Consider the following 15,106-nt stretch of genomic DNA (forward strand, 5'->3'; position numbering starts at 1 on the left):
TAAAGAAGCAATGCCTGATGTGTACCTTGCGAAGTTGTTCGCCTCTCTGGAAAAAGTGACCAATGAACCTTGGACCATCTCCATACTTGGCCTCACATTTAAGCCTGAAACGGATGACCAAAGAGAGTCTCCTGCAATTAAAATCGTGAACAAACTACTGCCTTCTTGCAAAGAGATTCGCATCCTAGATCCTATCATTCAATCAAACACGCAAACTCCGTGGCCTACTGACAGTAAAATCAAAGTCTGCCAAACAATCGAAGAGACATTGGTCGGAACTGATGCAGCCATTCTGTGTACAGCTTGGGATCTCTTCAAAGACATTGATTGGAATGAGGCAAAGGATTTTATGAACGGAATCTTTATGAACCAAACATCATGAAGGAAGCAGGCATAACCTATTTAGCGTTAGGGAGGGGAAATCAAACATGAAGGTACTTGTAACAGGGGCAGCAGGTTTCATAGGCTCACATCTGTGTCAACGGCTGTTGGCTGATGGACACGAGGTTGTGGGTGTAGATATGTTCCTGTTCAAAGAATGGGAACACTTCAAACAATATCATATTCAAGATTTTATACAGCACCCTAACTTCAAGTTAGTCAACGGCAATCTCCTGGAGCTTGATTTACAAGAACTCCTTGAGGGAATCGAAGTCATCTTCCACCAGGCAGCGATCGCAGGCGTCAGGAATAGCTGGGGAACTAACTTCCGGCAATACGTGGAGCTAAATATCCTTATGACCCAAAGGCTCTTGGAAGCATGCAAGGACCTGCCCCTCAAGAAATTCGTGTACGCCTCGACTTCCTCCATTTATGGCATAACGGACGGCAGAACATCTGAAGATAAACCTGCATTGCCGATTTCACCATATGGTACAAGTAAATTGGCCGGTGAGCATTTGGTCCGTATGTATCACCTGGGTTTTGGGCTGCCTGCAACTTCGTTGAGATATTTCACCGTATACGGTCCAAGGCAGCGCCCTGACATGGCCTTTCATAAATTCCTGAAAGTAGTCCTGAAAGACGAACCCATCTCCCTCTTCGGCGACGGCCAGCAAACCAGGGATTTCACGTATGTGAGTGATGCCGTTGAAGCAAATATTCTGGCTATGAATCACACGGAACACGGAAATGCATTTAATATCGGAGGCGCAGAGAGGTCTTCCGTGAATCAAGTCCTTACACTTATGGAGGCTGTCACAGGAAAGAAAATAAAAATCGATTACCAGCCCAGACAGCCCGGTGATCCCCTCCATACCTGGGCTGATATATCGCTGGCGCGTCAAAAGCTGGGATATAACCCTAAAATCACCTTGCTTGAGGGCATCCAAAATGAGTGGGATTATATCAAGAAAATGTATCACTACTTAGAAGCACTTTATTAATGGCGCATAACCAGTTCATATGTAAATAAATACTGCACCGTGCCGGCTAATTGACACCTGGAGGTATATAAATGCCAGAAAAAGGAGCTATGCTGCTTCCCTACAAACCGGATGAGTGGTCAGAGATCTGTTATTTAGAAATGGGTACAATCATTTAATGAAAATATGATGCCTTAGCTTGAAACTTGTATTGGCGAGTGCAGCAGTACTCTGTTTAATAGATTACAAGCTATAAATAATGCTGCAAAAATTACGACAAGAGATGTGTTTGCCATCATAGATACAGATGTCATATACGATCCACAGGCGTTAATCGATGCGATCCAGCTGCTCAAAAAATATGCCTGGTTCATCCCCTATAATAAAGTTCCGCGGGGCGGGTTCATGAGCCTCTGCATTGCCCACCGCTCTTGTCGGGTCCCCAATGTTCCGCTGCCCCCGCAGGAGTCTTCGCTTCTTGCACGTAAGATCAACCAGTCGGTCATTAAAAATTAAAAAATGACTGCACCCCCTTTGTAAGATGCATCTTTCAATGGAGGGGCAGTCTTTTTTTCTCTTGATCAAAAAAAGGTCTGGATTCCAGACTTACATATTTTACTGTGATGTTACACCAAGACTGTGGAACCACTCCAAACCTATCTCGCCACCGCATACTTGGCCAGCTTTTTGCAGACCTCGTCTCCAAATTCCTCGGTTTTCGCTGTGCCGCCAAGGTCAGGTGTCACGGCAGCACCTTCCTCAAGCACATCCTGGAGGGCTTCCAATATGGCTTCTGCCAGTTTTGTCTCACCCAGATGCTCAAGCATCATGCTGGCACACCAGATTGCGGCCGTCGGATTGGCGATCCCCTTCCCTGCAATATCGGGCGCGGAACCATGCACCGGCTCAAACATGGACGGAAACCTTTTCTCAGGATTGATATTAGCTGACGGCGCTATCCCCATCCCGCCTATAATTGCCGCTCCCAAATCGGTTACAATATCACCAAAAAGATTGGAAGCTACGACAACATCAAACACATCCGGTTTGCTGACAAAAAACGCGCACAGGGCATCGATATGCGTGATATTGGTTTCAACATCGGGAAATTCTTTATTGATCTTTTGGACATATTCATCCCAAAACGGCATTGTATGAATGATTCCATTTGATTTGGTAGCCGCTGTCAGCCGTTTTCTTTTGCCCTGCTGGTCTGCAATATTGTACGCATAGCGCAGGACCTTCTCCACTCCCTGGCGTGTAAACACACTGCTTTGAACTGCCATGTCCTGGTCCGTTCCCTCATACATCCGTCCCCCAACGCTTGAGTATTCCCCTTCGTTGTTCTCACGGACGACTACAAAGTCCAGATCATCGGCACCCCTGTTTGCCAGCGGTGACTTTAAGCCCCGAAGCAATTTTACAGGCCGTATGTTTATGTACTGCTGAAATTGGCGGCGAATCGGAAGGAGAAGCCCCCATAACGAAACATGGTCAGGTACGCCTGGATAGCCTACCGCCCCCAGATAAATAGAATTGAAGTCTTTCAAGATCTCCAGCCCATTTTCAGGCATCATTCTGCCATTCTTAAGATAGTATTCACAGCTCCAGTCAAACTCCTCATATTCCAGCTTGATGCCTCCGTCCAATTCGCAAATCGTATCTAATACCTTTCTTCCTTCCCTGATCACATCCACACCGATGCCATCTCCTGGTATCAATGCAATAGAATACTTCCTCACTCTTGCTGCCTCCTTTACCAGACTTTTTTCATAACCTCTGGGTTCCCGATGTACTCAGGCCGTCCCCCCGCAAGAACATTCAAGATGTTTTTCGCTACCGTAGCAGCCATTACACGATTGCTCTCAACAGTCGTGCCTCCCACATGAGGTGTGACAATGACCTTTGGATGTGACAACAACGGCAGATTCCGGGGCGGCGGCTCCGGGTCAAATACATCGAGAGCTGCACCTGCTATTTTGTCTGCGTTAAGCGCTTCCAAAATATCATCCTGATTGATAATTGCTCCGCGTGCCGTATTGACCAGGAAGGCAGTTGGTTTCATCTGCTGGATATAGCGTCTTTCTATTAACCCCTTCGTTGCTTTGGTCAACGGAATATGAATCGAAATATAATCTGATGTGCTGAACACATGCTCCAGGTCCGTTGTCACCTTTGCGCCGATATCCCTGGCCAGGCCATGCTTGCTTTCATCATATTCTCTTACCCAGACTAATACATCCATCTCGAGGCCCATTTTCAGCCTTTTTGCGACTTCCTTCGCGATGCTGCCAAAGCCTAGGATGCCTGCGGTCTTCCCCTTCAGTTCGAAAGACTTGAGCTTCATTCTCGAGTCATAATTTCCAATGCACATTTCCTTGTGAAACCCGATTACATTCTTGCTTAATGCCATCATCAGCATCACCGCATGTTCTGCTGTTGATACGGCGTTTACTGAAGGGGCGTGCAGCACAGGAATCCCCTTTTCTGTGGCATACTTGACATCGATGTTATCAAGCCCGACACCTGCTCCCGATATCGCTCTCAGGTTAGGCGCTGCATCGATGATTTTCCTTGTGAGCTTTGCCGGGGCACGGAGAACAATACCTTCCACATCGCTAACGATTCGGCAGAGGGAAGCCTCGGCGTATTTATCTGTTCGGATCACTTCTGCTCCCTCGTTCAGGATCCGTTCACCTTCTTCATGATACATCGATAAAATCTGCAGCATTTTGGGCTTCGCCATTTGACGTCTCCTTTTATCTTATACTCTCAGATTTTCTACGATGGCTGATAATCCCTGGCCTCCGCCAATACATAGGGTGACCAGGCCGTATCTTTTTCCTGTGCGCTCAAGCTCGTGCATAAGCTTTGTCATCAAAATCGCTCCCGTTCCGCCAATCGGATGTCCAAGAGCAATGGCCCCTCCGTTCACATTGACTTTCTTCTCATCCAGCCCGAGTTCCTTCATCACAGCCAGGGTTTGTGCTGCAAATGCTTCGTTTAGCTCGATCAAATCTAAATCATTCACTGTCAGGCCAGCCTGCTTCAATGCTTTCAAAGTAGATGGCACAGGGCCGATCCCCATGATTTCAGGCGAAACCCCCGCGGACGCCTGAGCAATGATTCGGACTCGCGGCTCAAGCCCCCGCCTTCTCGCCTCATCTTCCGACATGACGATATGAGCGCTGGCGCCGTCATTCCTGCCGCTTGCGTTTCCAGCTGTGACAGTCCCGCCAGTTTTGAAGACAGGCTTAAGCTGTCCGAGTTTTTCAATCGAAGTTAAGCGAGGATGTTCATCCTTATCAAATAAGATGGTTTCTTTTTTCTTCTTGATTTCCACCGGCACTATTTCATGCTCGAACTTGCCTTCCCGAATGGCTGCAGCTGCCTTTTCCTGACTGGAGTATGCAAACTCATCCTGCTCCTCACGGCTGATGTTGTACTTTTCCGCCAGGTTTTCAGCTGTCAAACCCATCGTTAAATTCCCATACACCTCAATTGGCTGTGCACGCGGCTGGCTTTCTGTATTCGGGTCGAGGATTTCTGCATTTCCGGCACCAAACCCGTAGCGTGCACCCCTTAAATAATAGGGAGCTGTACTCATACTCTCAGCACCGCCCGCCAGCACAACCTCACTGTATCCGCACATGATTTCCTGGGCTGCGTTGAGGATCGCCTGCAGTCCGGAAGCACACTGGCGATGGACCGTATAGCCTGCCACTTCGATTGGCAAACCGGCCCTTAATGAAGCAAGACGGGCAAGATTGGGATGGTCTGAGCTTTGCTTGGCCTGCCCCCAAATGACCTGGTCGACCGCCTCACCCTCGACACCGCTCCTGTTCAGAACTTCTCTCATCACCACTTCTGATAATCGATCCACTTCTACATCCCTAAGAGTTCCGCCCATTTTCCCAACCGCTGTCCTGACTCCATCCACTATTACGACGTTTCTCAATTCTCGACACCCCTTGTTATTTATAGAAGCTTCTTTTTAGCTCGCTTGCTATGATATTTTTCTGGATCTGGCTTGTTCCTTCATATATTTTCGTGATCCTGGCATCCCGGTAAAACCGTTCGATTGGATAATCCCTCATATAACCGATGCCTCCATGAATCTGGACTGCCATGTCAGCCACCCTGTTGTATACTTCCGAGCCATAAAGTTTTGCAATCGCAGCTTCCTTGACAACCCGCATATTCTGGTCCGTCATCCAGGCAACCCGGAAGGTCATCGCACGCAATACTTCGATTTCAGCCGCCATATCCGCGAGCATATGCTGGACCGCCTGCTGTTCAAAAATAGGCTTGCCAAATTGCTCCCTCTCCATCGAATATTGAAGGCTCATCTCAAGCAGCTTTTCACACGAGCCCAAATTCCGTGCTGCAAGTCCGGCACGGCCATTGGCGAGTATTTTTAAGGCATTCACATACCCTTTCCCTTCTTCACCAAGCACATTTTCAGCAGGCACTTCAAGATCCTCGAAGAACAATTCTGCTGAATGGGAACCGCGTAGCCCCATCTTCCGTTCAACTGTCCCGACCTTAAAGCCAGGAAAATCCTTCTCCACAATAAAAGATGTAATCCCCTTCGCACCCTGGGATGCATCCGTTATGGCCATAACTGTAAACACATGCCCGCACACCGCATTGGTGATGTAGTGCTTTGATCCATTGATGATATAGCGGTCACCTCTCCGGACAGCTGTCGTTTTCAAATTGGCAGCATTGGAGCCAGCGCTGGGTTCGGTCAATGCAAAAGCACCAATCCATTCACCTGACGCCATCTTGGGCAGGTATCTCTGTTTTTGTTCCTCAGTGCCAAGCTCGACTATGCCGACCGAACCAATACCTGTATGCGCGCCAATCAATGTGGTGTAACCATTATGCGTTTTGCCAAGCTCTTCGTAGATGGCGCACTTCCCGACCATATCCAGGCCAAGACCGCCATATTCTTCGGGAATACCCAGCCCAAACAGGCCCAGCTCCTTTGACATATTGACGATCCGCTCCGGTATTTCATCGTTTTCCTCGATTTCCATCGCAACTTTTTCTACTTCATTTTGAACAAAGTCCCTTACCGTTTCCCGCAGCAATTCTATTTCCTCTGGCAATTGAAAGTTCATGTTTCTCTCCCCTATTCTCCTGAAAATACTGGTTTGCGTTTTTCCAAAAATGCCCGCGTGCCTTCCAGCTTGTCCTCAGAACCCATTAAAATGGTCTGGGCAAGCTTTTCCATCATGAGCGCCATTCCCATATCGGCATCCGCACCATGATGTATGACTGCCTTGGCAAGACGGACTGCCAAAGGGCCTTTGGCTGCCAATTTCCGAGCCATTTCCATCGCCTCTTGAAGGAGGTCCTCCTTCTTCACCGCCTTTGAGACAAGTCCAATTCTGGAAGCCTCCTCAGCGGAAACCATGTCCCCCAGCAAAATCATCTCCATCGCTTTTCCTTTTCCAACGATTCTTGTCAGCCTCTGGGTACCGCCTGCGCCGGGTATGATCGCTAGATTCAGCTCCGGCAGCCCGAGCTTTGCATGGTCTGCAGCAATACGAAGGTCACATGCCAAAGCCAGCTCCAGCCCTCCGCCAAGAGCATATCCATTGATGGCAGCAATCGTTGCTTTTTCATATTCTTCAATCTTCCGGTATACAGAAGTCATATTTGGTTTCAACGCGTCACGCATCGTCCTCTGCTGCAGCTGGGCGATATCAGCGCCGGCTGCGAAGGATTTTTCCCCTGCCCCGGTGAAAATAACCACCGCTACTTCGTCATTCTCTCGCCATTCTTCCAATACCGCTTCCAATTCTCGAAGTGTTTCAGCGTTCAAAGCATTACGTACTTCCGGACGGTTGATTGTAATGATTCCAATCCCATCTTCAACATTTATCAATAAATTGTTCGCCATTCCTGAACCCACTCCTTGTTCACACATTCATCAATTGCATATTCCGAGCAACTTGAAATCTGGCTTCAGTCGAAGACTTTATTTCCTCCAGGGTTACACCTTCTGCAATTTCCGTCAGCACCATCACGCCATTTTCAATGGAAAAGACCGCCTTTTCAGTCACAATCAACTCTGCCATCCTTAGGCCGCTTGTTGGATAGGTTAACTGTTTAACAAGCTTTGGCGACCCACCCTTTGCATTATGGGTGATCCCGACGATGATTTTTTTGGCGCCCGACACAAGGTCCATAGCCCCGCCGACTCCAAGAATGTCGGCTCCGGGAACAGCCCAATTGGCTATCTCCCCTGTTTCGCTCACCTGAAGGGCACCGAGCACTGCTACATCAATATGGCCGCCGCGGATCATGACGAAGGAATCAGCACTGGAAAAAATCGCACTCCCTTTTTCCAGTGTGACGGGATGTTTGCTGGCACTGATGCAGTCCATATCAATCTCTTCAGCCGGCGGTGTTGGTCCCATGCCGAGCATTCCGTTTTCTGACTGTAAAAATACTCCCTGGTCCGCTTTTAGAAAATCGGGGATTAATGTTGGTATGCCAACACCCAGATTGACAACCATCCCGCTTTTCAACTCCCTCGCTATTCTTTTTGCAATCCGTGCACGCTCTCCCTTACTGTCTTTCAACATAGACACCCCCCGATTTTACATAGCGGCTTTCTACAATGGCATCGACATAATTATGAGGGGTAACGATCCACTCGGGGTCAAGCTCTCCCGTATCGACGATTTCATCTACCTCCGCAATCACCAGGTCAGCGGCGGTAGCCATCATCGGATTGAAATTCCTTGCAGATTTATGGTAGATGAGATTTCCCATTACATCTGCCTTCCAAGCTTTGATGAGTGCGGCATTTCCCCTAAGGGATTCTATTAAAATATGTCTTTCCCCTTTAAAAACCTTTTCTTCCTTTCCGGCTGCAAGCAAGGTCCCCACTCCTGTCTTAATATAGAAACCCGCAATCCCCGCTCCGCCGGCCCGTACCGCCTCAGCAAGCGTTCCCTGGGGAATGACTTCAATTTCCAATTCCCCATTCTTCCACGCTTTCACAGCATCGCGGTTGGATGTGAAATAAGAACCGATTGCTTTCTTTAAGTGCCCTGTCTGCAGCAACTTGCCCAGCCCTTTTCCTGCTTCGCCCAGATTATTGCTGATTACGGTCAGGTTCTTCGCTTTGGTCTGTCCGGCTATCGTATCTATTAGTGTAAAAGGGGTCCCACATAACCCGAACCCGCCTACCAAAAGGGTATCGCCATCTTTGATTAAATCTATCGCTTCCTCGGGAGTCTTTATCTTTGTTGATTGGACCATCCTCATCCAAATTCCTCCTCTCCGATCCATCAGGTCTCCAATCAATTCTTACGTCCTGTCGCCGGTTGGGCTTGTTTGCGGTAATCATAAAAGCCCTGTCCCGATTTGCGGCCGAGTCTCCCTGCCTTTACATATTTGATCAGAAGCGGACATGGACGGTATTTTTCACCTAATGTCTGGTATAGATATTCCATATTCCGAAGGCGTGTATCAAGCCCCACCAAATCTGCCAGCTCAAGCGGTCCCATTGGATGGTTGAGTCCAAGCTTCATAGCCTTATCAATGTCTTTTGCTGAAGCCACACCCTCCATCAGCATATTCATCGCTTCATTTCCAATCAGACAGTTCATCCTGCTCGTAACAAAGCCCGGAAATTCATTAACCTCCACCGTTTCTTTCCCAAGCCTTTCCGCCACATCCTTAGCAATGGCCACGGTCTCATCGGCTGTATCGAGCCCGCGGATGATTTCAACCAACTTCATTTTGTGGACCGGATTGAAGAAATGCATTGCAACACATTGTTGCGGCCTCCCGGTTTGCGAGGCAATTTCAGTGGGGCTGAGCGTTGAAGTATTTGTAGCCAGAATCGTATGTGGAGGACAAAGCTCATCGAGTGACTTAAAAATATCCATCTTCAATGGAATAGACTCATAGACTGCTTCAATCACAATGTCCGGTCGTTCTGCTGCTTCCTTGAAATTAGTAGTGTATTGAATATTTGATAGGGCTGACTCCATTTGTTCCGGCTGTATATAGCTATGGTCCGCACTTCTCTTCAATTCTTTTTTGATATACTCCTTTGCCGCAAGCACAGTTTCTTCATTCATATCCTGCAATAAGACGGAAAATCCATTCAATGCGGCAGTGTACGCAATTCCCCTGCCCATCGTTCCTGCCCCGATTACTGATAGATATTTCATACGCTTCCCCTTTCCAGTTTTTCACTTATTTCTATTATCGAAAACTAGCATCCTAAAAATCTATGTGCATTTCTCACAAAAATAAATGGAATTTGAGTTTTACATTTTATCCATTTTGAATGACTGTCATAACCCCAAAAAAAGTGTCCACAAAGGACACTCGTTCAAATTATAGATTCGGAACATGCTGCCTCTCCTGATTTGCAGTCTCTGCTCTTAAGTACTTATGGACTCTCCTCCCGACAGTCACGCCGTTTTCTATCGCCCCGTCAATAAAACCTGCCCATCCCCTCGCATAAGTGGTACCGGCAAGGAAGACAGAGTTTTCCGGAGTATTCCACTCCTCGAAGTAAGATGTGAGCTGTTTTGGTTTCAGCATTGGCCAGGTTTCCATGGAGAACTCATCATTCACCCAGTCATGGCCTGTACTCTCGATCACCTCAATGTCCGGAATCCAGTGGCGCAGCGCTTTTTCCACTCCATCCCGATTCATGGGATCCAGCCAGTCCGCATTGGGGCCAAAGCCGACCAAAATGCTGTCGCCTTCTACATATCTGTCTAAATGAACTGAATTCAAAGGGTAGGTGCCAGGAGCCAGTGCATCGAAAGCCTCAAGCCTTCCTTTGACACGTGCCCATACCTTCACACCCGTGGATGTCTGACCTTCCCTTGACGCAGCCTGTTTTTTCAATGACAGCGCGGGCACAAACTCTATGTTTTGAAGAGTGGTAAGCGGAACAGTCACAATGACACTGTCTGCCAGATACTCGCTGCCCTTTTGGTCGGTAACCACTGCCCCATCCCGGTTTTGGACGACCTTCGTTACAATCGTTGAAAGCCTGATATCAGCTTTTGCATCGGCAGACATGTGTTCAATCAAAGCTTTGGTGCCATCCTTCAGGCGATAGCTGGAAATCATCGCGCTATGCGTGTCCCAATTTCCTTGTGAGAACACCCACCAGCGGAAAATTTGGGTTACGCCTCCTTCTGAAGGAGCTCCGCAAAAGTCTGAAGCAATCCACCCATGCAGGATGTCATATTCCTCTTGGGTCAGCCCGGCTTGTTTCATGAATTCCTCGGCTGTCATGCCGTCTATTTCCTTTAGCAGCGGGGAATGAAGCGGCTCAAATGGCAGCGGAATGTATCTGTGGCTTTCTCTCATTAATCGCTGCACGGTTGCCCTCAGCTTATTTTTATATTCCTCCGGTGTGGCGCTGTATGTCCTTCCATCAGAGATCCAGTAAACTTTTTCTGTCTTCGGCCCTGAAACAATGTCCAGGCCATACCTCATGATTTCACTCCAGACATGAGGCTGATGCCAGTGCACATACGTACCTCCCATTTCCAGATTGGAATCAAGGCGATGATCCACCCAAGTACGGCCCCCGATCCTCTCACGCGCCTCTAGGATCAAAACCTTATGTCCCAAAAGACGCAGTTCCCTGGCCGCCGAAACCCCTGCAAATCCTCCGCCAATGATAATGACATCATATCTTTCTCTGCTTGTAGTGTTTTGCATAATGATTCTCCTAAGTTATTATTTTAGCTTCTATAACTGATTTTCCTGTGTCGTTGGAAGCACCGGCACAGCTGCCTTTCTTCTCGTAAACATCACATAATAATAGAGGTAGCATGCGGCTACAAATCCCAATCCCCATAGAAGCGAGGTGCGCTGGGCCGAGTCGAAGAACATGAATCCGAATATGAACAGGCACATTCCGATACAAAGAAACGGCACGAACGGGAACAGCCGGACGCGGTATTGCAAATCCTCCAGTTTTCCGCCTTCCCTCATATACTGCCTGCGGAATCTGTACTGGGCAAACGCGATCGCCATCCACGTCAGTGTACCGCCGATTCCGCTTACGGCCAGCAGGACAACAAATACGGTGTCCGCTGCAATCACGCTTGTCAATAAGGAAAGAAGTGCGAATGCAAGTGTGACCAGCAATGCGTATATAGGAACCCTGCGTTTATTTAACTTTTTGAAGGCAGCAGGTGCCATACCGGATTCAGACAGTGAGAAAAGGACCCTCGTACAGGCAAACATCCCTGTATTTCCAACAGACAAGATTGCGGTTAAAATAACAAAATTCATAATGTCGGCGGCATACGGGATACCTACCATATCAAAAACAGTAACGAAGGGGCTTTCCAGCACTCCAGCCTCTTTCCATGGAACCAGCGCTGATAAGACGAATATGGAAAATACAAAGAATAACAAAACCCGAATCACGATATTACGGATGGCTTTCGGTATATTCTTCTCGGGATTTTCCGTTTCACCTGCAGCTACACCCATAATTTCGGAACCCTGGAACGCGAAAATGACGGTCATCATGGAGATGAATACACCAGTTATTCCGGCCGGGAACAGCCCGTCCCCAATGAAATTGGACATATACGGAGTTGCCTGTGATTCCATCTTGATCACTCCAAAAATAGCTCCGGCCCCGATAATGATAAATAAGATAACTGCTAGCACCTTGATGCCGGCGAACCAATATTCTGTCTCGGCAAACGCCCTCGTTGTAAGCGAATTGATCGTGAACAAGACGGCAATGAAGATCGCACACCAAATCCATGTCGGAACATCAGGAAACCATCGTTTCATCAGGAGTCCCGCTGCCACAAACTCAAGGCCGATATACATGGCCCAGCTCAGCCAGTACACCCAGCCAAGCACAAATCCTGTAGCCGGTCCGATAAACCTTGCCGCATGAGCCTGAAACGAGCCGGAAACCGGCATGACCACAGATAATTCGCCCAGACATACCATGGATAAATACATCAACAGTCCTCCGACCAGATAGGCCAAAATCGCTCCGAGCGGCCCTGCCTCTCCGATCGCATAGCCAGACCCTAAAAACAGCCCGGTCCCGATCATTCCCCCGAGTGAAAGCATAAAAAGATGGCGGCTTTTCATTGTGCGCTGTAATTGTGTATGGTTTTCTGTTTCTTTTACCATATCGATCCCTCATCTCTTATAAATATAAGAAAGCGCTTACATTACTTTTTCCAAACAATTGTGTTAAATCGTTGAGGGGATTTTAGCAGCAAGTCTTTGCAGGCTTTGCTCGAGGTCTTTTTGTACGAGCAATTGGAAATGATGGACCAGGTTTTCAGTAAGCGAGAATCTTCCCTGCGTGTAGGCGCCCGTTTCAATTCCTTTCTGGACCTCTTCGCAGATTTCCAAATCCTCTTTCCGAACCAATTGGTCGATCGCCATCAATTCTTCTTCTTCTTCGCTTACCTCATCTGTCATAAAGAAAGTAGTGTAGATATATTTCGTGGTTTTGTGGTCGATTGGAATGGATTGATGAATGGAAAGGTTGGCAGGTCCCGGATCAAACGAGAACCAGGTATTCGGATAGAGCCAATAATAACGCCCGCCCTGTCCAAGCCCGTATTCTCCTTCAATTCCCTTTAACGGTGTTCCCTGATAAGAGTAGTTATCATACATCTCCATTTCATATTTCTTCATATCCAGCTTGGAAACAAGCGCTTTATGAACGATTGAACAATGGTCGCATTCCAAATAATTGTCGATACCGACCTTCCAATTGGATTTACAGATGGTCTCAATTACTCTAGCCTTTTTGAAGTTTCCAAGGCTATATTTTCTGACATGCTTAAATAAATCAGGATACAGGACAGACATAGGTTCTGCATTTGGATCGAGATTGACAAAGATAAAAGATTCTACGATCTCAAGCCTTACCGTTTTTAAACAAAAATCATCGGGGTGAAAATTTTCAACGCCGTCCATATTGGGGGCCCTGTTGAGAGAACCGTCCAGTCTGTACGTCCATGCATGGTATGGGCAGGTCAAGATAGGCTTGTTCCCCTCCCCGTCCGCAAGTTTCGAGGCACGGTGAGAACAAACATTATAAAATGCACGCATTTGTCCATCCTTTGCATATGTTAAAAGGATTGATTTACCCGCTACCTCGGTCGTTACATAATCTCCCGGCTTGCTTAGCTGGCTGGTGTGCCCGGCATATTGCCAGGTTTTGCTGAAGATTTCCCTTTTTTCCAACTCCAATACTTCAGGATCCCGGTAAAGCCGGGCTGGCAAAGTATGTGCTTCACTTAACTTCCCGCTAACTCTCACCTCATAATCGGACACAGATTCCCCTCCCTTTTTCACGGAAAAATATAGTATAAGTATTTAGTTAAATAGATTATAGATTGTAAAAATTCATAATAGTATGTTTATTTTGACTAAAAATATTATAAAATAGAGGGAGATTTTTGTTTTATTTCTACAGGAGTCATTCGACAATCCAGCATAGGGAGGTGGCCATAACTTTGAATATTCTAGAGCATATAGCCCAGGACATTACCGAAAAAACAAGTGAGGTCCTCAAATATCCGATCAGCATTACAGATAACGAGGGATTTATCATCGGCTGTACCGACAAAGACAGAATCGGGATTTTCCATAAGCCCTCCCTCGAAGTGATCAAAAAGGACCGTATGGTTGATTGCCAGGAAAAAATAGAAAACCGCATCCTGCCAGGCGTTTCGGTCCCGTTAAAATTCAATAATGAAGTAATCGGGGTTTTAGGGATCATCGGAGACCCCAGAGAAGTGGAAAAATATGTGCAGCTGGTTAAAAATCAGGTAGAAATGATGTGCCAGGATGCATTTAGAAAAGAGGTTCTGGAATTACAGGCAAAAATGGTCGAATTGTTTGTCCATCGAGTGATCCACTATAATGATACCGAAGATAACGACCACATTATTAAGTATGCCGATATGCTGCATTATGATCTGCAAAAGGACAGGACCTGTTTATTGATCGATATCTATTCTCCCTCTCAGAAACCAAAAAACGATATCCGGAATGAAACACTGTTTAACGGTGCACAGCTGCAGTATTTCCAAAAAGAGATTCTGGATTTTCTTCATCTGCTCTTCCATGAAACAAAAGATGATATCATTTCATCCATCAACATCGAACGTTTTGTCATCTTCAAATCCATCATGAAAAACCAATCCTTCTCACAGCTTCAGGAAAATCTGGAAAGAAAACTGCAGCGCTTAAATACGTTTCTTGAATCCAAATACAGCGTTTCCGCCTGCATGGCCGCCGGCGATGTTTCAAGCGGGATTGGCGGCTTTTCAGAGTCGTACAATCATGCAAAAAAAGCGATGAAAATTGGCAAATCAACCGAGCCGGAGCCTTGCATTTATTTTTATAATGAACGCGAAACGCTGCTTAGATTGCTGCCAAAAGAATTAAGCAAGGATTTGCAGCACAAGCTGATCCAGCTCATTACCCCATTAATCCAGCAGGACAATTACGACATCCTCGCTCAAACCTTTAATATGTTCTGCAAGCATAATATGAACTTAAGCGTAGCCTCCCGGAATATGTATATACACCGCAATACGATCATCTACAGGCTTGAAAGGATTAAAGAACTGACTTCCCTGGATACAAGCCAGTTTGAACAATGTATGCTGCTTTATACCGCTATCCAGATCTATGAGGAGTCCAGAACGAAGGAAAAATCCCCTGTTACGTAGGATCAT

At 47.0% G+C, this 15,106-nt stretch carries 14 protein-coding genes; 3 read left to right on the forward strand and 11 right to left on the reverse strand.

What is annotated here, in order from left to right; translation table 11 throughout:
- The first annotated feature begins 19 nt into the window (after nucleotides 1-19).
- Nucleotides 20-382, forward strand: coding sequence for a UDP binding domain-containing protein (locus tag V1500_RS14755; RefSeq protein ID WP_409300333.1), 363 nt, complete (start codon nucleotides 20-22; stop codon nucleotides 380-382).
- Nucleotides 383-428: 46 nt separating this feature from the next.
- Complete coding sequence (locus tag V1500_RS14760; protein WP_409300335.1) at nucleotides 429-1,385, forward strand: NAD-dependent epimerase/dehydratase family protein; 957 nt, start codon at nucleotides 429-431, stop codon at nucleotides 1,383-1,385.
- 635 nt (nucleotides 1,386-2,020) lie between these two features.
- Here V1500_RS14760 and V1500_RS14765 read toward each other — a convergent pair.
- From V1500_RS14765 to V1500_RS14815, 11 genes are all read right to left on the reverse strand, one after another.
- A complete protein-coding gene (locus V1500_RS14765; protein ID WP_409300337.1) occupies nucleotides 2,021-3,106 on the reverse strand; it encodes a tartrate dehydrogenase in 1,086 nt (361 codons plus the stop codon).
- A 14-nt stretch (nucleotides 3,107-3,120) separates the two neighbouring features.
- On the reverse strand, nucleotides 3,121-4,110 hold the full coding sequence (locus tag V1500_RS14770; protein WP_409300339.1) for a hydroxyacid dehydrogenase: 990 nt from the start codon (nucleotides 4,108-4,110) through the stop codon (nucleotides 3,121-3,123).
- 18 nt (nucleotides 4,111-4,128) lie between these two features.
- Complete coding sequence (locus V1500_RS14775; RefSeq protein ID WP_409300341.1) at nucleotides 4,129-5,322, reverse strand: thiolase family protein; 1,194 nt, start codon at nucleotides 5,320-5,322, stop codon at nucleotides 4,129-4,131.
- A 16-nt stretch (nucleotides 5,323-5,338) separates the two neighbouring features.
- Complete coding sequence (locus V1500_RS14780) at nucleotides 5,339-6,490, reverse strand: acyl-CoA dehydrogenase family protein (RefSeq protein ID WP_409300343.1); 1,152 nt, start codon at nucleotides 6,488-6,490, stop codon at nucleotides 5,339-5,341.
- Nucleotides 6,491-6,501: 11 nt separating this feature from the next.
- A complete protein-coding gene (locus V1500_RS14785) occupies nucleotides 6,502-7,275 on the reverse strand; it encodes an enoyl-CoA hydratase/isomerase family protein (protein WP_409300345.1) in 774 nt (257 codons plus the stop codon).
- A 19-nt stretch (nucleotides 7,276-7,294) separates the two neighbouring features.
- Nucleotides 7,295-7,963: a 3-oxoacid CoA-transferase subunit B gene (locus V1500_RS14790; RefSeq protein WP_409300347.1), complete on the reverse strand. Its 669-nt coding sequence runs from the start codon at nucleotides 7,961-7,963 to the stop codon at nucleotides 7,295-7,297.
- On the reverse strand, nucleotides 7,947-8,651 hold the full coding sequence (locus tag V1500_RS14795; RefSeq protein WP_409300349.1) for a CoA transferase subunit A: 705 nt from the start codon (nucleotides 8,649-8,651) through the stop codon (nucleotides 7,947-7,949). Before V1500_RS14795 ends, V1500_RS14790 begins: the two co-directional genes overlap by 17 nt.
- 35 nt (nucleotides 8,652-8,686) lie before the next feature.
- On the reverse strand, nucleotides 8,687-9,565 hold the full coding sequence (locus V1500_RS14800; protein ID WP_409300351.1) for a 3-hydroxyacyl-CoA dehydrogenase family protein: 879 nt from the start codon (nucleotides 9,563-9,565) through the stop codon (nucleotides 8,687-8,689).
- 169 nt (nucleotides 9,566-9,734) lie between these two features.
- Nucleotides 9,735-11,084, reverse strand: coding sequence for a flavin monoamine oxidase family protein (locus V1500_RS14805; RefSeq protein WP_409300353.1), 1,350 nt, complete (start codon nucleotides 11,082-11,084; stop codon nucleotides 9,735-9,737).
- A 30-nt stretch (nucleotides 11,085-11,114) separates the two neighbouring features.
- Nucleotides 11,115-12,533: an amino acid permease gene (locus tag V1500_RS14810; RefSeq protein ID WP_409300355.1), complete on the reverse strand. Its 1,419-nt coding sequence runs from the start codon at nucleotides 12,531-12,533 to the stop codon at nucleotides 11,115-11,117.
- A gap of 63 nt (nucleotides 12,534-12,596) precedes the next feature.
- A complete protein-coding gene (locus V1500_RS14815) occupies nucleotides 12,597-13,694 on the reverse strand; it encodes an aromatic ring-hydroxylating oxygenase subunit alpha (protein WP_409300356.1) in 1,098 nt (365 codons plus the stop codon).
- A 182-nt stretch (nucleotides 13,695-13,876) separates the two neighbouring features.
- Between V1500_RS14815 and V1500_RS14820 the strand changes: the two genes are divergently transcribed.
- Nucleotides 13,877-15,100 (forward strand): CdaR family transcriptional regulator, encoded by a 1,224-nt coding sequence (locus V1500_RS14820; RefSeq protein ID WP_409300358.1) that lies wholly within the window; start codon nucleotides 13,877-13,879, stop codon nucleotides 15,098-15,100.
- The last annotated feature ends 6 nt before the right edge of the window (nucleotides 15,101-15,106 follow it).

Source organism: Peribacillus sedimenti, assembly GCF_046237635.1.
In the GTDB taxonomy this organism is placed as follows: domain Bacteria; phylum Bacillota; class Bacilli; order Bacillales; family DSM-1321; genus Peribacillus; species Peribacillus sedimenti.

Bases quoted from the DNA above. Each gene is read 5' to 3' on its own strand.
- V1500_RS14760 (WP_409300335.1), top strand. From the start codon at position 429: ATGAAGGTACTTGTAACAGGGGCAGCAGGTTTCATAGGCTCACATCTG.
- V1500_RS14770 (WP_409300339.1), bottom strand. From the start codon at position 4,110: ATGGCGAAGCCCAAAATGCTGCAGATTTTATCGATGTATCATGAAGAA.
- V1500_RS14780 (WP_409300343.1), bottom strand. From the start codon at position 6,490: ATGAACTTTCAATTGCCAGAGGAAATAGAATTGCTGCGGGAAACGGTA.
- V1500_RS14785 (WP_409300345.1), bottom strand. From the start codon at position 7,275: ATGGCGAACAATTTATTGATAAATGTTGAAGATGGGATTGGAATCATT.
- V1500_RS14790 (WP_409300347.1), bottom strand. From the start codon at position 7,963: ATGTTGAAAGACAGTAAGGGAGAGCGTGCACGGATTGCAAAAAGAATA.
- V1500_RS14795 (WP_409300349.1), bottom strand. From the start codon at position 8,651: ATGAGGATGGTCCAATCAACAAAGATAAAGACTCCCGAGGAAGCGATA.
- V1500_RS14800 (WP_409300351.1), bottom strand. From the start codon at position 9,565: ATGAAATATCTATCAGTAATCGGGGCAGGAACGATGGGCAGGGGAATT.
- V1500_RS14805 (WP_409300353.1), bottom strand. From the start codon at position 11,084: ATGCAAAACACTACAAGCAGAGAAAGATATGATGTCATTATCATTGGC.
- V1500_RS14810 (WP_409300355.1), bottom strand. From the start codon at position 12,533: ATGGTAAAAGAAACAGAAAACCATACACAATTACAGCGCACAATGAAA.